The sequence below is a fragment of the Geomicrobium sp. JCM 19038 genome, from assembly GCF_000698125.1.
GTDB lineage: Bacteria > Bacillota > Bacilli > Bacillales > Marinococcaceae > Geomicrobium_A.
On record NZ_BAXA01000010.1, the window covers coordinates 48220 to 66940 of the forward strand.

The window sequence follows — 18721 nt, forward strand, 5'->3', positions numbered from 1 at the left end:
GAAGGACTATTGACCCTCCTTGTCGAAATGTGACGTTTAGACAAAAAAGGAGGGTTTTTATGGCTAAATATTTAAGTGACTTTGGAGGACCATTAATAAATCGTAACGTGTTTATGTTTAAACATGGAGAACACCAACACTTGAGTCAAATGCAAAAAGGTGTTCTTTATATGAATAATTTTGGCTATTTTATTGAAAGGGAAAAACAAGAAAATAAAAAGGAAATAGGCGATAAATTAGAAGCAACACTATATATTGAAGATGTCGATATTTCAGTAATAGATGAGTTTGATAAAGAAAGCGACCCTGTTAATGTTGATCACATAACATTAATCAGCAATTGGGATAAAAAAGTACCGTTATTTTGCTTGTTTACAATTAAGTCAGAAGAGCTACTAGTAGTTGAGGAGAATAAGATTGATGCTTATAATACTAGATTAAAATTACGAGTTGAACTCCATTCGACACGAAAACAAAAAATCTTAAGCAACTTTAAAGGGGACGTTTTGTTTATTGTTTCTCCCGAAAAATTCTTGAGACAAGTTAATAAATATACGGAAGAAAAAAATATCTCAATAGCGCATGGAGATGTAATGTACGACAATTTCAGTAAAGTAAATAGCGATCGCTTGATGCATCATTTTACAGGTAATAATAAGAGGTTTTTTTGGAAAGATAATGCATTAAAACATCAACAAGAATATAGAATTGTTTTCCCTAACGAATATTCAGAAGGTGCGGTTGAACATGTAATTGGAGATATGTCGCAGTATACAACTTATTTTAACCTTGAGAAGTTGTTAAGTGGAGATGTCCCAATAGAGTTTACGTTAAGGTTCAAAGGTGAAAATCATGAAGCATCTTAAATTGAGATGCTTTTTATTATGCACTGAAGGGGGGTGAGGATGATTAACAAAAAGATTGTATTAAATGCACGAATGAGCCTTCATCCTAAACAGGGTGATTCAAAAAACAAAAAGTTTTGGGGTATGAAGATGTCAGCCAACGGAAACAGCGAGGCTGACATTTTTATTTACGGAGATATTGAAAGATTTGAGTTTGATTACTCAACAATTACGGCTTCTACATTTAAAGAAGATCTTGATGCGTTAGGTGATGTTAAAACGATTAACCTGTACATCAATAGTTTAGGAGGATCAGTTTTTGAGGGCTTAGCTATTTATAACCAGTTGAAGCGTCATAAAGCCTATATTAGAGGATATGTTGATGCGGTTGCGGCGTCAATTGCAAGTGTAATTCTAATGGCTGCAGATGAAATTCACATGCCTTCAAATAGCAACTTAATGGTGCATAATCCTTGGCTGGGCGTTGTAGGAAATGCTGAAGCGTTACGTAAAAAAGCAGATGAGCTGGATCGAATTGGACAATCTGCTATTCAGACCTATTTAGATAAAGCAGGAGACAAGCTTGAGGAGACGAAGCTGAAAGAACTTCTGGATGCTGAATCGTGGTTAAGTGCTGCGGAAGCTCAGAGCTATGGACTTTGCGATGTGATTTTAGAAGCAAATAATATGGTGGCGTCTGCAAGCAAGGAAATGTTGGCTCGTTACAAAAATGTCCCTGAAGAATTAAAACAGAAAAGCGTAGCAATGAATGCTTCAGAATTTCAAATTCGTAAGCAGATGACAGAGCAAGCGAAACAAAATGTAGAAAATCTAAATGATATCTTAGGAGGAATAATTAATGTATAAAACACTATTGAAAAACGGCTTACTAAAACCAAAAGGTAAAATGAAAATGAATTTACAACACTTTTCAGATCGTACTTTATATGACTTGAAAATGAACATGAACACGGTAGGAAAGCAACTGCAAAAAATCGAAAACGATATTTCAGTTAAGGCGGCTGATCCAGATCAAAAGATTGAAGATATCCAAGCGCTTCAAAAATCACGAGATGATATGAAACTTCGTTTTGATGTGATCAAGCAACAGCACGATGAAATGGAAGCTGAGGAGAGAAAGCAGTTCCAACAGAAGAAACAGTTTGAGCCAAGTACTGATCCGAAACAACAAGTAACGGAAGCGAAAGCGAGCTTGTTCCGTTCTACGGTTCGTCAGAGTCCTGTATCTGATGATGTAAAGCAGGCATTAGGAGATCGCACTGGTGAAGGTGGAGAAAAGTTTCTACCAAAAACTGTAGCTAATGATATTATTGTTGAGCCGTTTGTGACTAATCAACTTCGTGCGATCTCAACATTAACAAATATCACTAACTTAGAAATTCCTAAGCAAAACTTCTCGTTAGACGATGATGATTTTGTTGACGATAAGGAGACTGCTAAAGAACTAAAAACTACTGGTGACGTAGTAAGTTTTGGACGTCATAAATTTAAAGTTTTTGCAGGTATCTCTGAAACAGTTCTTCAAGGAACCCATACAAACTTAGTTGCTAATGTAGAGCGGGCTTTGCAATCAGGTGTTGCGGCTAAAGAGAAGAAAGTTGCGTTTACTACATCACCTAAACAAGGTGAGGAGCATATGAGTTTTTATCGCACTGGATCTACTGCTATTAAGCGTGTTAAAGGAAAAGACATGTATCATGCTATTCGCAGAGCAATTGCTGATTTGCATGAAGAGTACCGTGAAAATGCAACAATCGTAATGACATATAGTGATTACTCTGAAATTATTGAGTCGTTAGCTAACGGGAGCGCAACACTATATGCGGCTCAGCCTGAACAAGTCCTAGGAAAACCAGTGGTATTTTCTGACTCTGCTGAGAACCCAATCGTTGGGGACTTCTCCTATTCCCATTACAATTACGACCTCGGGGTATTGTATGACCGAGATAAAGACGTGAAAACAGGCATCGAGCAGTTCGTCATCACAGCTTGGATGGATCACCAAATCAAGCTTAAGTCTGCTTTCCGTATCGCTGAAGTTGAAGGTAACGATACACCCTAAGGATCCTGAACTCACAGGAATTAGTGTTGAACCTAACTCAACGACTGTGAAAGTAGGGGAGACGAGTCAATTGTCAGTTACAGCAGAATACGAAGACATCCCAACTGTGTGAGGTGGTTAATATGGACCTTGAACTTTTAAAGGGATTTCTTAGAATTGATGGCAGTGAGGATGATGAAATCCTTGCTGCTTTAATTACTTCTGCTAAAAACAAGATGCTGAGAGCAGGAGTGCCTGAACCTAAAGATGAAGGCTCAAAAGCTCAATACGACATAGCGATTATGATGCAGGTAAAGTTGGAGTACGATCCATTAACGGGCATCGAGATTGATCGTTTAAATAAGGCGATTACAGGTACTATTCTTCAACTGCGAGAATATGGAGGTGAGCGAGATTCAGACATACAAAGTTCTAAAGACATTCCGTGATAAAGATACGTTGAGTATTCATCGTCAAGGCACGGATTACGAAGCGAACTACGAACGAGGTAATAAGTTAATAACGTCTGGGTTTTTAGACAATCCTTCATTATCTAAACTGCTAACTGAATCGGTATCTTCTATAAAGAAAGAAGCCGAAAACCTAAAAAGTGACGAGCGAAAACAACTTATCTTGCTTGAATCACAAGGCAAAGCAAGGAAATCAATTCTTGCTTTAGGTGAACCGCCATGAGCAGATTAGACCCAAAGCGGATGCGTCACCCATTAGAGTTTCTGCAAAAACAACCTGATAGAAGTTTTAAACCATATAAAAAGGTACGAGCTGAAATCATTACTTTGAAGGGTAGACGTTCCTTTGATGCTGCTCTTGCACAAATGCATAACTTAAAGACGTTTCGCATTCGTTATGATGAAGGAATCCATGAGTTGATGAGGGTACGGCACAATGGCTTTGACTACGAGATTCAGTTTTTAAACAATGATGATGAACTGAATTACTCAATGACGATTGAAGCGAAGAGGTTGTAGCTTATGAGAATACAACTCGAAGGACTAGAAAATTTGCAAGCTCGTCTTGAACAAATGGAAAATGAACTGTCAGGAAATATCCGTGAAGAGGCAACGATGAAAGGTGCTGAACGATTGCAAAAAGCAATTTCTGAAAGTGCACCTAAAGGGACAGACTCATCACAGCGAATGGCAGATAACATCATAATTAAAAAAGAAGATCAAGGTGTTGCGATTGGTCCCGCAGCGCCTTTTTATTATGCCTTTTTTGTGGAATTTGGTACTAGTCGTATGAGCCCAACGTTCATGTCTAGGGCGTTTGAGAATAATCGAGTTCTTATCATTCAGGATATGGGCGATATTGTGAAGCAGAGGTTAGGAATATGAGAGATGTTATCACGAACGCATTTGAAGGATTTGAAATATCTGTTACTCAATTTCATGGTCCGGTTCAAACTCGACCAGGCGAAGAGTTTAACCAATATGTCGTTTGGCATCAGATTAATCGCCGAGGAGAGACGTATGCAGACGGTGAGGAGCTCAACAGGTTTCATTCGTTCCAGTTTGATGCTTACACTTCTAACGCTAATGAATTAGACGAGCTTGCAAATCAAGTGATTGCCCTTCTAAAAGATGCTGAGTTTATTTGGAATTTTGACCATGAAGTTTATGACGATGATACGAAAATGTATCGAAAGATTATGAGGTTTTACTATTATAAGGAGTTGAATTAAATGCCAAAACAAAAGTCAGGTATTATCGATTTACGGAATTTCTATGTTGCGAAATTTAACCAAGATGGAACGTATGAAAAGCCAGTTCATTTTCCGTGGCTTAAAGAAGCGAATACTACAGTTAACCAAGAAGAAGCTCTTAACCACGCTGACGGTGTAGTAGTGGAAACAGTCAATCAGGTGTCATCGGTTGAACTTGCAATTGGTATGGCTGCCTTATCTATAAAAGAGCAGGCAATGTTGACAGGTGCCAATATCGATGAAAAAGGAGTTATGATTGATAACTCAGATGACATTGCGCCAGAGGTCGCTGTAGGTTTTGAATCTCCAAAAGCAGATGGCAGCGCTCGTTTTGTTTGGCTATATCGCGGTAGGTTTTCCATCCCTGAAGAAAGTCGTCAAACAAAAAACGATTCAATTGAGTTTCAGGATGCTACCATTAACGGAAGATTTATACCACGTGAAGACGATCTAAACATCCGAGCTACAGTAGATAGTAATGATGAAACTGTGGATTCAGAAGTTATTGACGATTGGTTTAAGGCGCCATATATGTACACTGCTGAAACTGGCGGGGAAGGCGATACTCCCTAACGAACCCGAACTCGTAGGTATTGAAGTAACCTCGAATGAATCGTCTATGACAGTAGGGGAAACAGAACAACTTGAAGTAATCGCCACCTATGAAGGAGGTGAGAACTAATGGACGTAACAGAACAAGCAAACTATGTAAGCGCCGATGAGTCAGTAGCTACGGTAAATGGCACAGGTCAAATTACAGCTGTTGGATCAGGTTCTACTCAGATTACTGTCTCGTATGAAGGAGAGACTGCAACTGTTGATGTGACAGTTGAAGAGGAGGAAGAAGATCCTGAGTTACAGAGTATTAGTGCCGAGCCATCTAATGTGACGTTAGAGCAAGGCGAATCACAGAACGTAACTGTCAATGCAAATTACGAGTAAGAAGAGGGCTTCGGCCTTCTTCTTTTTTATATACAAAGGAGGATAAATACATGGGTTTAGAGCTTAATCTTTACGATGAAAAAGGCAAGAAGAAGGAAACATACCGAGTTGATTTTATCTCTGCAAGACATTACAGAGAGTTGATGAGGCTTAATAGTGAGAACGATCAAATGATTGATAAATTACATTTTACGGATTATCAGATGGATCTTGTTGTGGACTATGTCTGTACACTCTTTGGCAGCAAGTTTAATGTGGATGATTTCTACGACGGCGTTAATAATGAAAACTTATTTGAAGAGATTGTACGAATTATTAGCTTTGTTAACACCGGGGGTCGAACACCTGCTACGGAGGAAGAAGCCGAAAAAAAGCGCCAGGAGAAGGAACAACAAGAGACAACTACCAAGTCATAAAAGATACTTATAAGGCACTTCTGGAAAAAAATGAACCCCTGACACTGATTGACGACATGGATATACATTTCTTCTTTGAATTGATGCGAGATAACAGTAAGAAAGCCCACAAAGAAAAACCAAAAAGAGTATTTATTGATGAGCTAGGACTGTAGGAGGTGCGATAGATGCAGGAATTAGGAAAACTTAGGATCGGTTTAGACTTTGATAGTGCGGATGCTACACAATCCGTTACTGATTTAAATCGTAATCTAAGAACACTAAACAGTGAATACAATGTGCTTCGTGCCTCCGGCGACGGTTTTGGTAAATCGACTGACGGTCTGAGGTTGAAGCAAGATAATCTTACGAAACGACTCGAAAGACAAAAGACTAAAGCAGAACAGTTGAAAAAGGAATACGACCAACTTGTTGAGTCGAAAGGTAAGAACTCAAAAGAAGCCGAGAATATGGCTATTCGTTACAACAACGCTCTTGCCGCAGCCATGCGAACAGAAAATCAGTTGTCTGGCCTCGATGCTGAAATAAAGAAACAAGAATCTTCATGGTTCCAACTCGGAACTCGGCTAGAAGAAACAGGAAATAAAATGCAAGCAGTCGGTAAAGGCATTACTTCGACAGGTAAAACGTTAACTAAAGCTGTTACGGTACCTCTTACTGGTGTCGGTCTTGCTGCACTTAAAGTCGGTATGGACTTTGAATCAAGCATGTCAAAAGTACAAGCCTTAACAGGTGAATCCGGTGACGCAATGGATGCGTTGACCGAACAAGCTAAGCATTTAGGTGAGACAACTGTTTTTAGCGCCAGCCAAGCAGCAGACGGTATGGCGTTCTTGGGTATGGCAGGTTGGGAAACATCAGCAATATTAGAAGGGATGCCGGGTCTGTTAGACTTAGCAGCATCCGCACAAATGGATCTAGGTAGAGCAGCCGATATTACATCAAATATCATGGCTGCTTTTTCTTTGGAGGCAGCAGAGTCCAGTCGAGTATCTGACGTACTGGCTAAGGCTGCTTCAAACGCCAACACGAACGTGGAGCAGATGGGTGAAGCGATGGGATATGTTGCTCCATCTGCGAATACCTTAGGGCTTTCAATGGAAGAAACCGCAGCTGCGGTTATGGCGGTTAGTGATGCAGGTATTCAAGGTTCACGCGCTGGTCGTGCTTTTGGTACGTCACTTACACGTTTAGCTAAACCTACATCTCAGATGGAAGACGTCATGACCGACTTAGGTCTGGCGTTTTTTAATGCGAACGGTGAAATGGAATCCATTCCAGCAATGGTCGGTCAATTAGAAACCGCATTTGCAGACATGACTGAAGAACAACAAGCAGCGGCGTTATCTACGTTGTTTGGAGCGGAGGCTATGAGACACTGGGCAATCCTTGTTGATCAAGGCTCAGAGTCATTAGCTGCAAACACTCAGATGCTTGAAGAGTCTGAAGGTGCGGCAGCCGAAATGGCAAACACCATGATGGATAACGCACAAGGTGCATTGATTGAGTTTAAGTCAGCCCTTGAAGGTGCAGGGATTGCTTTATCCGAACACTTACTGCCGTCTGTAACAAGCATTATAGAGAGCGGTACTGACCTCGTACGTAAGTTTAGTGATTTAGATGAAAGCACTCAAAAGTGGATTGTTGGCTTAGGATTAACAGCGGCAGCGATTGGCCCGGTCATGATGGTGATCGGCCCGTTGGTGACTGCACTCGGAACAATCGTTACTACATTAGGCACAGCGAGTATTGCGATTGCAGGAGCTGGAGGATTAACGGCTGCGTTTGGAGGCTTAGCAGCCGCAGCAGGTCCAGTTGGTCTAGCAATTGGTGGCGTCGCATTAGCAGTTGGAGGATTAACGGCTGCCCATCATTTACTTAAAGACGAGACATTAAAACTGAACGATGTATCGACTGAAAATGCCGAGAAGATGTTAGCGCAAGCAGACTCAGTTGAAACTTTAGCTAATCGATATGATGAGTTAATGGGGCTAGTAGCTTAACTGCCGATCAACTTCTTAGGTTAATGGACATTGAGTCTGAATTAGCTCAAACCCAAAACCCAGCAAGGGTTGCCGAACTTAAGGACGAGTATGCAAAGCTTGCAGAGGAAAGCGGTCTGACAGAAGAGCAGATTCGAGAATTAATAGAGGTTAATAACGGCATTATCGAACAGACACCTGATATGGTCAACGCATACAACGAACAAGGTAATGCTGTTATTGAGAATACCGATGCTGTGAGAGAACACATTGCTGCTTTGAGAGAAATGTCCATTATGGAGCTTGAGAATGCAGCAATTGAAGCATTAGAAAACCAAGCCATTTTAAAAGAAGCAAACCGTGATCTTAGCCGTGAAATTGCACAAATTGAAGAAGATCAAAATCGAACATTAGAGCTTAGAAAAGAGTTTTCACAGGAAGCTCTTCAAGATGAGTCCAAACGCCAAGAACTCATTAACTTGGTTAACGGGAAAATTAAAGAGCAAGAAAAGATTATGAACAGTGTTCACTCTTCAGAGGAAGAAGCCACTGCCGCAGCTGCAGAACGTTCTTTTTGGGCAGACATATTAAACAATGGTTTGCATGAACAATTTAACGTTTTACAAGATCAAAAAAGCGAACTGGTCGATCAACTCAATCTTAACCAAGAAAAGATAGGGAAAGAAGAAGAAACATTAATGCTTCTTGCCGATCAGTATTTGGCACAGGCTGACCTTAATTCTGTAAGAGAAGGCGGTCTTGATGCTTTAGATCAGGAAATTGAGAAGTTGGAGACTGCTAAGGGTGAACTATTAGAAAATGCAACTGCTGAAGATCATCGTAATGGTTTAATTCAGGAAGGTGTAGCAGGATACGATCAACAGATTGCAGAGTTGGAAGGTATACGTACTAAGATTCATGAGAGTACAGGCATGCAATCTGAGCATACTGCTGAACTGGCAAGGTCTGAAGATGCTGCTGACCAACTTAGAGAAAAGATAAATTTGTGGGAACGAGGCATTAAAACAGGAACAACCGTTCAAGAAGGTCTGAATCGCCGTATCAGAGATGGTAAAGGCGATGCGGAAGATATGAACCGTGAGCTAGAAAAGGATATCGATAAAGCTGTCGATGTTGATGACAACGGTACAATTGCTTCACTTGATGAACGGGCATCACGGACAGTAACTAAATATGTCAATGTTCGAGAGTCGATCTCATCACAAGTAAATACGAGACGTAGACCAGGAATACCTACTAACGCTGATGGCACAAATAATCATCCCGGCGGTATGATGCTCGCGGGCGAAGCAGGGTGGGAATTTGGCGAGAAGAACGGAAAGCTAGACGTTCTTACAGCTGGGTTTTACGACAAACCCAAAGGATACAAAGTTCACACGCATGCTGAATCAATGCGCATGCTTAGCAACATGGCTGCATCTAGTCAACGCCAAGCATTATCGGCTATGTCCTCTTTAAACAGTAATATTGGATCAATGTCTTTAGGATCTAACAATGGATTTACTTCAATTGGTCGGGAGATTGGTGCGGGTATCCAGCTGGGTATTGCTCAATCCAGTAGAGATGTTGAGCTTGAAGCGATCAATCTTGCGGATAACATGATGAAGGCTATGAAGAAAGAACTTGAAATATACTCACCATCTCGAAGAGGTCGAAAAGAAGTAGGGCAGGATTTGATCCGCGGAGTTATTAAAGGTCTTAAGGATGAAGAGGACAATCTCAATAAAACAGCTGTCCAACTCATGAACGAAGCAGTCAATAAGATGAATGAAGGTAATAGCGTTGAACGGATTAGAGCAATTCGAGCAGCGGATATTAATCTCCTACAATCTGAAATTAATTATCTCACTCGTGCAGGGGCAACCGAGAAAGAGATTGCCCGTTCGAAAGAATTGCAATTACAACTTGCCCACAAGCAAGAGCGTAAACAGCAAGAATACAACAACCGTATTAAGGAACAAGAGTCGATTGTAAATGCGATTGAGCGAGCTCGTAGACGAGGAGAGTTAAACTCGTCAGATTACAACGAATTAATCTCACAAGCAACGGTCGCTTTGAAGAACCTGCAAAAAGAAGCGATTGATTATAACAATACGTTAGCTACTGAAGCTCAACGAACAATTGATGAAGCTGCACGTAAAGCTCAAGAATCACTCGAAGAAACCAAACGCAAAGCAGAAGAGTTACAAAAAGCATACGAGGATGCCTTGCAGTCTGCATCTCAATTGTTTAGTGGTTTTGCAAGTAATGATCTATCACTTTATCAAGACGTAATGTCCCATGAAACGTCCATCATGCAACAACAGCATAAGGCTCGTGAGGATAATCATCAACGTGTTACGCAAAATCACGCTGCACGTATGAAAGAACAAATGGACGCTGCTCTTAAATCGTTTGACGCTCAGACGCAAGCACACCGTGACATGGTGTCTGATCAAATTAATCAGATTAACCAAGTGCGTGATGCTCGTTTAGCTGCGATTGATGAAGAGATTGATGCGATTCGTGGAAGACAGCAAGCGGATAGTCGGGATGAGCAGATCAAGCAATGGGAAGAGGATGAAAAAGCATTACAACGCCGTCTCGAAATTGCTGAGTTTGCGGGGAACGAACAAGATGTTGAAGCGGTCAAACGTGAGATGGAAAAGTTTGAAGCCGACAAAGCGAAGATCAGACAGCAGTGGGCAGACCAAGATAAGATTGACCGTCTCAACGATCAGAAGGAACGCATTAAAGATGAAACCGATGAACAGGTACAGACGATTAAAGATCAAGAAGAAGCTTACCTTGAACAACGTAATTTGCAACGCATTCATCTAGAAGAAAAACGTAAAGCAGACATGGAAGCGTATGAAGCAGACCGTGCGATGTGGCACCGTGCTATGCAGTCTCGTCACCAAGAAGAGCAAGAAGCTCATCGTCGTGAGATCGAGATGCAACAGATGAAATTTAAGCAGTTGCAAGAGCAGTTAGCTAAGTCCGTTGAGCAAGGGAAGATGACACAAGAACAAGCGAATGCTACTTGGTTACAGGCGATTCGTGATTTAGGTAACGCAGAATTAAATCAACACATGCGTAACCACGAAGAAATTTTAAATGAGCTTGATGAGTACACGGATGAGTATTTAAAGATTGGCGTTAACATGGGTGACGAAGTAGTTGATGGTTTACTTGGTCAGCTTGAACGTAGACTTGGCGAAGTAAGAGCGATGGCATCACGAGTTGCAGCAGCGGCAAGATCTGCACAAAGTGCTCAGGCAGAAGTAGGCGCAGCATCCGTTGCAAGTGTGGCTGAGGATATTCAACCGATGGGCGTCATGTCTCGTACGCAAAACGTTGACCTTGATAACGCACCGGGGATTGCAGGGATTGGTGCAGTTAGTATTCCACAGATTGATGACTCATTAACGAAAGCAATTGAAAACTTAAGCAAACAACAAACCCAGTCGGTGCCGAGTGGGGATATTATTGTGCCTGTAAATATTGACGGTGATCAAGTTTATTACACGGTGATTGATCGATTCACGGGCGAGGTTAAGACGGCGCATAAGAAAGGGGTGAAGTGATATGAGTAATGTGGATGTGTTTAATTTTGAGAACCTTCGTAGAGGAGATAGCAGGAATTTCACTGTCCGTAGTGGTGCGAATATTAAGCGTGCCACTATTTTTTATGAGGGAGTATCGACGAGTGAAAATAGTGCGGAGCGTATTAGTAATCGTACGGGTCCTATCGTAAGTAATGATATTGCGTCCACGGGGTGGACAACAAGTTTGTTTATCCATCAGATACTACCTTCTCCATATACAACTTCTGATGTGCTAGAAGTTAGTGTAAGCCACATGGCTGAATTATTTCACATCGGAAGTGGAGCATCGGCGGGTAGATCCGGTCGATCACAAACTTTATTACCTTCTCAATACGGAACTGCGATAGCGACCAATTTAGAATCCACAAACGCTAGCACGAATGGGATAAGAGTAAATGCGCGTCCGAACGCTACGTTCAATCAATTAGCTTTACAAGGGCAACGAAGTTTGTACGCACGTACAGAGGTCACCGTGACATACCGTGGCGATCTTCGTAATCCAAGGATCATAATGAATGGTTCAACACTCGGTGCTTACACGGGTACGATTAACGACGGGGACACAATTAGTCGTAGTTTAGCGGTAGATTCGTTGTTACCGGGGTCGAACGGATTTGAATTCAATCCTACTGGCAATAATGGTCGATCGAACGTGCGTATTGAAATTGAATATGTCGCGAGGTTAGAAATCCATCTAACTTACAGCCGAATAATGGTTCAAGGACGGACGTTGCTTCTCGTATTATATTGTCTTGGAATCATAACTATGATTTGGCTCAAACCGGGTATGATCTCCGATGGCGTTATGTTGGAGAAGATATTTGGAACACTGTCTCTGAAAACACGAGCACCACAAACCGTATGTTCACGGCAGGGTACTTTGATATAGGTTATATTGAATGGCAAGTCCGAACTAAATCGAGCGGAGGTGTCATAAGCGATTGGTCAAACACTGCTCAGTTTGATATTGATAATTATCCTAACACACCTATATTTACAACCGACAGTAGTTATCCAATCGCAAACCCTGTTGTGTCTTGGGAAGTTAGTAATCAAACGGCTTATGAATTTATCTTGTTTAGTGAGAACGGTGAGGAACTGTGGAGTGTCACAAGAAATACCCAAGAACAGACGCTTGAAATCGAATATGATCTTTCAAACGATACGTACTACGAACTCCACGTATCCGTAAGAAACGAAAGTGGCGCGTGGTCGGGGTATGGTATCACCACAATTTATATTGATTATACCGAACCGCCGAATGTGCGAATTGACATTATCCCTGACTCGGCAAATGCTAGTGTATTTATACAAGTTGTACCGTTTGGATCCACGGGTACGGAGCCAGACATTATTTATAATGAAGTTTTTCGGCGAGAATCGGATAGTCGCTGGATAATGATTTTAGAAGGTATGCCTGCTGAGTTTGACTACAGAGACTATGCTTTAGCTAGCAATAAAGTTTATGAATACCGTGTGCGCTGTCATGCAGATAATGGTACGTACACGGATACGTTTCATGCACCAGATCCTTTAAAATTAACGGGAATATGGCTACACGATCCTGACGATCCGCAACGATCAATGATACACTTCAAAACGTTTCAACCCGGTCGCACACGTGAACGTACCTATCTTGGTGAAATGATGTTTTTTGAAGGACGTTCAGGCGGATGATGGATTTTGCTTCTCAACATGAGGAAATGATTAATGTGGTTATTCAAGAGCGTTCGATGGATCGAAAACAGAAATTACTTGATCTAATCCACCGACAGAAAGCGTTTCTCTACCGTGATAAATACGGTCGTAAGATGTATGGCATTATTCAGACGATATCTGAAACGGATGTGTTCTGGGGGAATGAAATTCCCTTAACAATTCAAAGTGTTTACTACGATGAGGAGGTGTGAGAATGACTAAACCTGAAGATAAGAATTTGAAGAAATCAAACGGTGAGACGGCACCGCAGTATTATAATGAGCAATCAAAACAGTGGTCGTTTAGTAAAGGTGATCAAAATGGTCAAAACGTCCACGATCAGAAGCTCGTAAGTAAATTACAAGAATTGAAGTCAACCATCGAAAATCAAGACGATGGGTCGGATGAAGTTGTTGCAGGGATACTGGGGGATATAAAAAATCAATTGGAAAGTATACCTGAGACTCAACAGGTAAACGATTCCACAAAAATAGATGAGCTAACTAAATTACAATCGATCATCGATGTAAACAATCCTGTTCCTTCACTCTCAGGCATTATGAATTTTATACAAGGGCGATGGCCTGTGGATTATAGTGAGCATCCGATCAAAGCGATTGTGGTTGACCCGACTGATGGTGATAAAGATTACGGCTTTGTACCACAGACTGAGTATGATGAGCATGTGGGAGATGAATCTCATTTAACTGACGCACAAAGACAACAAATCGCTGATGTTGTAAATAAAGCGAATAACGAAGAATTGAAAGCTTTATCTGTAATGTTAAACAGCTATATGGAGCGTAGAGACAATCCTAATCAAGTCACTAAGACGCAAGTGGGATTGGGTAGTGTTGATAATGTTAAGCAGGCGACTAAGCAAGAATTTGACAGCCATGTGGGAGACGTTACGCATTTGACGGCGGAACAGCGAGAATTGATTGGAAATGTAAATAGAAAGGTTTCGGCAACAGATTTCTATGCTCACAAAAACGATAATACGCATCTCACTGCAGAGCAACGTCAGAAACTTGAAGGTGATTTTAGTGGTGGGGTTACAAGTTACAACGATTTAACGGATGTACCTAATACGTTTACCCCGTCAGCTCATGATCATGGTATTAGTCAACTATCAGATTTTAGGATTAATTCTCAGTCTGGTAATTTGCAATTTTACGATGGGGTAGGATGGCGTAACACGGACTTTATCAACTACGATGATAACAGTGGGTCCCCTGGAGCGCGTTTTTTAATCGCGGGAACAATGGACGCTGGCTATTTCGGGATTGTACCAGCAACGGAGTTATGGACAGGGCGCAATTGGCAACGGCGGTAGGTATATCGCAAGGGACTTTGCAGCACAGTGATACAGATTGGTTAAAATTTGCGTATGAAGGCAAGATATTGTTTCGACCTATTAAGGCATTCCGACACTCGATTAGTTGGAACGCAATTAATAGCGCAAATTGTGTATATGGTGGCAGTGGAGGGCGAACTGTGACTAAGGACGGTAAACAGTATCGAGTGCGGTTAATGCGAGGGGCAATAACTGATCCGAGCAAAAACCAAGATAGTGATCGAGGGGCTCACGGAAGTGAGTGGAATAGACTTATGTTGCCGATACACGATCAAGTGCGGTCAGGCAATTGGTCATACCCTGCATATGTGGAGTCGGGCATACCAGATTGGGGTATTGGTTTTACGGACGTTGATTTAGTGACGCACCAAACTCATGGTAATGGCTCGTACGTGTTGTGCCAAGAAACGCTTGGGTCAGTTATAGGCTCTCGCATCTACCGTGGTCGCGGCGGCGTGTCGGACTCGGGTTGGGGCGCGCCGTCGGTTGCGGATACGACACGCGGATGGGCACCTGTACTTGAACTCATACAGTAAAGGGGTTTTGACATGATTTATTACTACAGAGGCTGGCGTTTGATGCCTCATATTGTGCGTTATAAAGATCATGGAGAAGAAATTAAAGAACCACGCCAAGAGTCGGAACAATATTTCAGAGATTTTGAAGAACGATGGGAACATTTTGAGCTCATCGATATTAAAGATGCTGATTATACGGATGAGCAGTGTCGAAGATTAGAGCATGTTAAGCATCTCCCAGAACATTACGGACATATGATTGAGGATTATGTTAAGACAGGTATTTTTCCTGAACAAGATGATCATCCGTTATTATTTTTGGAACTTAAGCAGGTAAATAAAGCATTAAACGAATCTCAATCGAAACAAGACGAGTACCTTTTGGATTTAGAATTTAGAACATTACTATTAGAAATGGGGAATGAATAATGACATACTCTACATGTTACCGAGTTATTAAAGCAGGGAATTTTGAATTAGAAGATATGATGATGAAATTAGATTTGTTTCTTCTGGGAAACCGAATTACACAGGCTGAATATAACGAGCTAGTCGAGCTTATGGACGCAAACGCCAATCAATAGAGGCGTATTTTTTATGTCTTAAATGAGGTGATACAATGTCTAGTCCTTATACTAAAGAATTACAAAAGAACCAATACGGCGAAACTCTGCCACAGCATTATAATGAAGCAACACAAGATTACGAGCCGTCCCGAGGTGATCGGGATGGTTTGCATGTTAAGGATCAGCAAGCAGTTCATGCTTTGCAGGAATTAAGTCAACTATATCAGCAAGGACGACAAGATCCAGTTGTTGCGGGGTTGCTTGAAGAGATCCTTGAGTTAATGATTGATCGCCCTGAAGTACAACCCGTCCACGATGAGCCGAGTTATGATGAGCTGGTAAAGATCAACGGGTATCTCACAGAGCAGTTAGATACGATCTATCAGTTGTTGCATGGAATAGATGCTCACATTAAAGAGGTATTTACGCCTACGATGTGGGACAGAATTATAAAGATTCATAAGGTTAATGAATAGTAGTTGTTTAACCCTCTCTTATGTAATGGTATGATTTACCTATAAATAAAGGAGGGGTTTTTGATGGGAAAAATATTAGACCGAATTAACAGAAATGACGAGAATTGGTTTGCGATGCTTTCTGAATTATTTGAAGGTGATATTCCTACTACCTATGAATGGGTAGAACGTGAACAAATAAAAAATGTATTAAAATTTATTGGTGAGCACAGGCATCTAACCATACAATGTTTCCAGAGAGTGGAGGGCTCGATATTGAAGGAGCTAAAGATTCTCTTGAAACAAATTGTTTAGAGCTGATATTCGATGGCTCCACTTATATAGTTAAACCGGATAAGCTGTCTTTCCAACATTTTGAGGGTGAAGAATATCAATGGTCTTACTTTTATTTAGAATGCGGTCAAATTGAACCAACAGATGTGTATGACTATGATGGTACACAGGATGTTATGCACGAGGAATTATGTGAGATTGCACCTCTAGAATATGTTCATCGCAGTGCATGGGATGAAAACATGTACGGGGTAGAAGAGTTAAGCGATGAGGCAAGGTTAATTGTGAGAATGAAAGGTAAGTTTTTAATAGTACCTAAGAAATCTTTTTATAACAGTGTTCCAGAGACGTATGATGGTAGACACCATCAAATGGGTAGATACGGATTCAAAGATCATATGGAGAGTTTAATGAGAATGTTTAATGAAGAAGTTAAAAGTTAACGAGGTGATCCACCATCCAAAACTTAAACAGAAACGGCTTTACATCAGAACAAGTCCGTAACGTACTCCACGGTAAGTACGGCAGTCGTACAATAAAATTCCGTTACGACATCCTAGACGAAAACGACAATCGAATCGGTGACGCTACACCACTTGTGGTTGCTGATCAGTCGCAAGTGTCTCTTGATACAAATGCAGAGATTCATCGGACAGGCTCTTTTCGTTTGAAAGATACTGGAGAGATAAATTATCTTAAAGAACGCATCCAACCTTGGGTGCGTATTTTTATTCCACAGGGCGAGTGATTAACCGAGATACTTCATTTTTATCAACTGTTCAAACAACCGAACAAAATAAAGAGCGACTGGATCCGCAGCAGTCAGGTTACGCCGAGTTTCCACTTGGCGTTTTTCTTTTGTCCACACCTCAGAGAGAGTATCAAGGATCTAATCGTTACCGTAACATCGCGGCGTTTGATAAGTTACAAATCCTTGTGGATGACGGGTTTACGTCACGGTTTATAGCTAATCAAAACGAGCTGGTGACGGATGTTGTACGTAAGATCATGACCGATGCGGGGATCAGTAAGATTAACCTAGAGCGATCCGATGTACGTTTTCCAACTTGGATGGATTGGTCTCCCGACGTGTCTCGCTTAGAGGTGGTCAATGATCTACTACGTATCATCAATTACGATCCAGTTTATGTGGACGAGTACGGTTACTTTATCTCTCGTCCACACCGTAATCCGGATCAACGGGGTAGTGAATATACGTACGAAACGGATCAACTATCTGTCATTGGAGAGGGTGCAACGGTTACGGAAGATACGTTTGATATACCTAACGAGTGGGTCGGCATCGTCTCTGAGCCTGACCGTGTGCCGTTGACCTATACGTATCAAAATACAAACCCCGACAGTCCGACATCCATTCCTAACCGTGGACGTAAAAAGACAAGTTACATTGATGTGGATGCGGTGGACTTAGCATCGTTACAAGGAATTGTACAAAAGCAGGCCTTCGAGGACAGTCAGATTTTTACCGAGATGCAATTTAATACGGCGCTCATGCCTCATCACTCTTACAACGATGTGTTTACCGTTAGGCATGATCCGTTAGGTATTAATGCAAGGTTCCAAGAGACGGGCTGGCAGATGCCGTTAAGTGCTGGTGCGATGATGACACATACCGTTAAACAGATTATAAGGATGTGATAGCTATGGAGTTAATGACAATCATACGTGCTGAAATTAGACGGGCGATTAACGGCGGTCGTAACAAACGTGAGCCACAAACAAACGTCATGGCAACGGTCACAAGCTTTAACAATAACGGTGTCATGGTGAGGTTTGATGATGGAGGTGATGCAGTCGGGCCATACAAACGACTGGAGCATTACTCACCGAGTAATGGTGATCGTGTACAACTAGCAAGGGTAGGAGTGAGGGGTAAATACGTGGTTCAGGGTAAGGTGGTGTAGGTAATTGAATGAGCAGGATACACAGAAAATGATCGCAGAAGTACGTGAGTGGTTAACGAAGATTGATACAACACAAAATCACATGCTCGAGCTATTGAAAAAGATTGAGTCAAATGCAGATGATGCGAAAGATAAAGCAGATCGTGCGATGGAAAGGGCGAATGACGCCTTTGATCTTGCTGAACGTGCTGAGACTGAGTTTTATAAACATAAAAAGCAAGAGTATAACAACCGTAGGTTTATCATCGGTACGGTTATATCCGTAGCAGCGTTGATTATTTCAGTCGTTCCAATCCTGATTACGTTTTACGGTAACTAAACAAGGAGGTG

General features: G+C 41.5%; 25 protein-coding genes. All 25 read left to right on the forward strand.

Annotation, left to right across the window (positions count from 1 at the left end):
* Window positions 1–59: 59 nt before the first annotated feature.
* The 25 genes from JCM19038_RS13115 (at window position 60) to JCM19038_RS13230 (ending at window position 18710) form a co-directional block, all read left to right on the forward strand.
* On the forward strand, window positions 60–866 hold the full coding sequence (locus JCM19038_RS13115; protein ID WP_042418732.1) for a hypothetical protein: 807 nt from the start codon (window positions 60–62) through the stop codon (window positions 864–866).
* A 39-nt stretch (window positions 867–905) separates the two neighbouring features.
* Complete coding sequence (locus JCM19038_RS13120) at window positions 906–1712, forward strand: head maturation protease, ClpP-related (RefSeq protein WP_238554415.1); 807 nt, start codon at window positions 906–908, stop codon at window positions 1710–1712.
* Window positions 1705–2928 carry a phage major capsid protein gene (locus JCM19038_RS13125; RefSeq protein WP_042418736.1) on the forward strand — a complete coding sequence of 408 codons (1224 nt, stop codon included), beginning with the start codon at window positions 1705–1707 and terminating at the stop codon, window positions 2926–2928. The genes JCM19038_RS13120 and JCM19038_RS13125 overlap by 8 nt, the downstream gene beginning before the upstream one ends.
* 122 nt (window positions 2929–3050) lie before the next feature.
* The gene (locus tag JCM19038_RS13130) at window positions 3051–3356 is read left to right on the forward strand and encodes a head-tail connector protein (protein WP_052361636.1); all 306 of its coding nucleotides are present in this window, start codon (window positions 3051–3053) and stop codon (window positions 3354–3356) included.
* A 10-nt stretch (window positions 3357–3366) separates the two neighbouring features.
* Window positions 3367–3600 (forward strand): hypothetical protein, encoded by a 234-nt coding sequence (locus tag JCM19038_RS13135; protein WP_052361638.1) that lies wholly within the window; start codon window positions 3367–3369, stop codon window positions 3598–3600.
* A complete protein-coding gene (locus JCM19038_RS13140) occupies window positions 3597–3896 on the forward strand; it encodes a phage head closure protein (RefSeq protein ID WP_042418744.1) in 300 nt (99 codons plus the stop codon). The genes JCM19038_RS13135 and JCM19038_RS13140 overlap by 4 nt, the downstream gene beginning before the upstream one ends.
* A gap of 3 nt (window positions 3897–3899) precedes the next feature.
* Window positions 3900–4262 carry an HK97-gp10 family putative phage morphogenesis protein gene (locus JCM19038_RS13145; RefSeq protein WP_042418746.1) on the forward strand — a complete coding sequence of 121 codons (363 nt, stop codon included), beginning with the start codon at window positions 3900–3902 and terminating at the stop codon, window positions 4260–4262.
* Window positions 4259–4609 carry a hypothetical protein gene (locus tag JCM19038_RS13150; protein ID WP_042418750.1) on the forward strand — a complete coding sequence of 117 codons (351 nt, stop codon included), beginning with the start codon at window positions 4259–4261 and terminating at the stop codon, window positions 4607–4609. Before JCM19038_RS13145 ends, JCM19038_RS13150 begins: the two co-directional genes overlap by 4 nt.
* Window positions 4610–5203: a major tail protein gene (locus JCM19038_RS13155; RefSeq protein ID WP_042418753.1), complete on the forward strand. Its 594-nt coding sequence runs from the start codon at window positions 4610–4612 to the stop codon at window positions 5201–5203. It abuts the gene before it with no gap.
* A 108-nt stretch (window positions 5204–5311) separates the two neighbouring features.
* On the forward strand, window positions 5312–5572 hold the full coding sequence (locus tag JCM19038_RS13160; protein ID WP_042418755.1) for a hypothetical protein: 261 nt from the start codon (window positions 5312–5314) through the stop codon (window positions 5570–5572).
* A 50-nt stretch (window positions 5573–5622) separates the two neighbouring features.
* The gene (gene gpG, locus JCM19038_RS13165) at window positions 5623–5988 is read left to right on the forward strand and encodes a phage tail assembly chaperone G (protein ID WP_042418757.1); all 366 of its coding nucleotides are present in this window, start codon (window positions 5623–5625) and stop codon (window positions 5986–5988) included.
* A gap of 167 nt (window positions 5989–6155) precedes the next feature.
* Window positions 6156–7991, forward strand: a complete 1836-nt coding sequence (locus JCM19038_RS24760; RefSeq protein WP_052361640.1) for a phage tail tape measure protein — start codon at window positions 6156–6158, stop codon at window positions 7989–7991.
* A gap of 23 nt (window positions 7992–8014) precedes the next feature.
* Window positions 8015–11557: a hypothetical protein gene (locus tag JCM19038_RS13175; RefSeq protein WP_042418759.1), complete on the forward strand. Its 3543-nt coding sequence runs from the start codon at window positions 8015–8017 to the stop codon at window positions 11555–11557.
* A 1-nt stretch (window position 11558) separates the two neighbouring features.
* Window positions 11559–12467, forward strand: coding sequence for a hypothetical protein (locus JCM19038_RS13180; RefSeq protein ID WP_042418762.1), 909 nt, complete (start codon window positions 11559–11561; stop codon window positions 12465–12467).
* The gene (locus tag JCM19038_RS13185) at window positions 12440–13255 is read left to right on the forward strand and encodes a hypothetical protein (RefSeq protein WP_042418764.1); all 816 of its coding nucleotides are present in this window, start codon (window positions 12440–12442) and stop codon (window positions 13253–13255) included. The genes JCM19038_RS13180 and JCM19038_RS13185 overlap by 28 nt, the downstream gene beginning before the upstream one ends.
* Window positions 13252–13488: a hypothetical protein gene (locus tag JCM19038_RS13190; protein WP_042418766.1), complete on the forward strand. Its 237-nt coding sequence runs from the start codon at window positions 13252–13254 to the stop codon at window positions 13486–13488. The genes JCM19038_RS13185 and JCM19038_RS13190 overlap by 4 nt, the downstream gene beginning before the upstream one ends.
* 2 nt (window positions 13489–13490) lie before the next feature.
* Window positions 13491–14612, forward strand: coding sequence for a hypothetical protein (locus tag JCM19038_RS20990; protein WP_052361642.1), 1122 nt, complete (start codon window positions 13491–13493; stop codon window positions 14610–14612).
* Window positions 14613–14773: 161 nt separating this feature from the next.
* Window positions 14774–15169, forward strand: a complete 396-nt coding sequence (locus JCM19038_RS13200; RefSeq protein ID WP_152549439.1) for a hypothetical protein — start codon at window positions 14774–14776, stop codon at window positions 15167–15169.
* Window positions 15170–15181: 12 nt separating this feature from the next.
* Window positions 15182–15580: a hypothetical protein gene (locus JCM19038_RS13205; RefSeq protein WP_042418773.1), complete on the forward strand. Its 399-nt coding sequence runs from the start codon at window positions 15182–15184 to the stop codon at window positions 15578–15580.
* Entirely contained in the window at window positions 15580–15735 is a 156-nt protein-coding gene (locus JCM19038_RS22905) for a hypothetical protein (protein WP_193745130.1), read from the forward strand. The genes JCM19038_RS13205 and JCM19038_RS22905 overlap by 1 nt, the downstream gene beginning before the upstream one ends.
* 35 nt (window positions 15736–15770) lie before the next feature.
* A complete protein-coding gene (locus JCM19038_RS13210) occupies window positions 15771–16193 on the forward strand; it encodes a hypothetical protein (protein ID WP_042418776.1) in 423 nt (140 codons plus the stop codon).
* Between the two features lie 227 nt (window positions 16194–16420).
* Window positions 16421–16909 (forward strand): hypothetical protein, encoded by a 489-nt coding sequence (locus JCM19038_RS13215; RefSeq protein WP_042418778.1) that lies wholly within the window; start codon window positions 16421–16423, stop codon window positions 16907–16909.
* Window positions 16910–17210: 301 nt separating this feature from the next.
* A complete protein-coding gene (locus JCM19038_RS13220) occupies window positions 17211–18125 on the forward strand; it encodes a hypothetical protein (RefSeq protein ID WP_152549440.1) in 915 nt (304 codons plus the stop codon).
* 5 nt (window positions 18126–18130) lie between these two features.
* Window positions 18131–18391, forward strand: a complete 261-nt coding sequence (locus JCM19038_RS13225) for a hypothetical protein (RefSeq protein WP_042418781.1) — start codon at window positions 18131–18133, stop codon at window positions 18389–18391.
* 4 nt (window positions 18392–18395) lie between these two features.
* Window positions 18396–18710 (forward strand): alanine-zipper protein, encoded by a 315-nt coding sequence (locus JCM19038_RS13230; RefSeq protein ID WP_042418786.1) that lies wholly within the window; start codon window positions 18396–18398, stop codon window positions 18708–18710.
* Window positions 18711–18721: the final 11 nt, after the last annotated feature.

Excerpts from the sequence above, each read along its gene's own strand:
- JCM19038_RS13115 (WP_042418732.1), top strand. The coding sequence starts at position 60 with ATGGCTAAATATTTAAGTGACTTTGGAGGACCATTAATAAATCGTAAC.
- JCM19038_RS13120 (WP_238554415.1), top strand. The coding sequence starts at position 906 with ATGATTAACAAAAAGATTGTATTAAATGCACGAATGAGCCTTCATCCT.
- JCM19038_RS13125 (WP_042418736.1), top strand. The coding sequence starts at position 1,705 with ATGTATAAAACACTATTGAAAAACGGCTTACTAAAACCAAAAGGTAAA.
- JCM19038_RS13130 (WP_052361636.1), top strand. The coding sequence starts at position 3,051 with ATGGACCTTGAACTTTTAAAGGGATTTCTTAGAATTGATGGCAGTGAG.
- JCM19038_RS13140 (WP_042418744.1), top strand. The coding sequence starts at position 3,597 with ATGAGCAGATTAGACCCAAAGCGGATGCGTCACCCATTAGAGTTTCTG.
- JCM19038_RS13145 (WP_042418746.1), top strand. The coding sequence starts at position 3,900 with ATGAGAATACAACTCGAAGGACTAGAAAATTTGCAAGCTCGTCTTGAA.
- JCM19038_RS13150 (WP_042418750.1), top strand. The coding sequence starts at position 4,259 with ATGAGAGATGTTATCACGAACGCATTTGAAGGATTTGAAATATCTGTT.
- JCM19038_RS13155 (WP_042418753.1), top strand. The coding sequence starts at position 4,610 with ATGCCAAAACAAAAGTCAGGTATTATCGATTTACGGAATTTCTATGTT.
- JCM19038_RS13160 (WP_042418755.1), top strand. The coding sequence starts at position 5,312 with ATGGACGTAACAGAACAAGCAAACTATGTAAGCGCCGATGAGTCAGTA.
- gpG (WP_042418757.1), top strand. The coding sequence starts at position 5,623 with ATGGGTTTAGAGCTTAATCTTTACGATGAAAAAGGCAAGAAGAAGGAA.
- JCM19038_RS24760 (WP_052361640.1), top strand. The coding sequence starts at position 6,156 with ATGCAGGAATTAGGAAAACTTAGGATCGGTTTAGACTTTGATAGTGCG.
- JCM19038_RS13175 (WP_042418759.1), top strand. The coding sequence starts at position 8,015 with ATGGACATTGAGTCTGAATTAGCTCAAACCCAAAACCCAGCAAGGGTT.
- JCM19038_RS13180 (WP_042418762.1), top strand. The coding sequence starts at position 11,559 with ATGAGTAATGTGGATGTGTTTAATTTTGAGAACCTTCGTAGAGGAGAT.
- JCM19038_RS13185 (WP_042418764.1), top strand. The coding sequence starts at position 12,440 with ATGTTCACGGCAGGGTACTTTGATATAGGTTATATTGAATGGCAAGTC.
- JCM19038_RS13190 (WP_042418766.1), top strand. The coding sequence starts at position 13,252 with ATGATGGATTTTGCTTCTCAACATGAGGAAATGATTAATGTGGTTATT.
- JCM19038_RS20990 (WP_052361642.1), top strand. The coding sequence starts at position 13,491 with ATGACTAAACCTGAAGATAAGAATTTGAAGAAATCAAACGGTGAGACG.
- JCM19038_RS13205 (WP_042418773.1), top strand. The coding sequence starts at position 15,182 with ATGATTTATTACTACAGAGGCTGGCGTTTGATGCCTCATATTGTGCGT.
- JCM19038_RS22905 (WP_193745130.1), top strand. The coding sequence starts at position 15,580 with ATGACATACTCTACATGTTACCGAGTTATTAAAGCAGGGAATTTTGAA.
- JCM19038_RS13210 (WP_042418776.1), top strand. The coding sequence starts at position 15,771 with ATGTCTAGTCCTTATACTAAAGAATTACAAAAGAACCAATACGGCGAA.
- JCM19038_RS13215 (WP_042418778.1), top strand. The coding sequence starts at position 16,421 with ATGTTTCCAGAGAGTGGAGGGCTCGATATTGAAGGAGCTAAAGATTCT.
- JCM19038_RS13225 (WP_042418781.1), top strand. The coding sequence starts at position 18,131 with ATGGAGTTAATGACAATCATACGTGCTGAAATTAGACGGGCGATTAAC.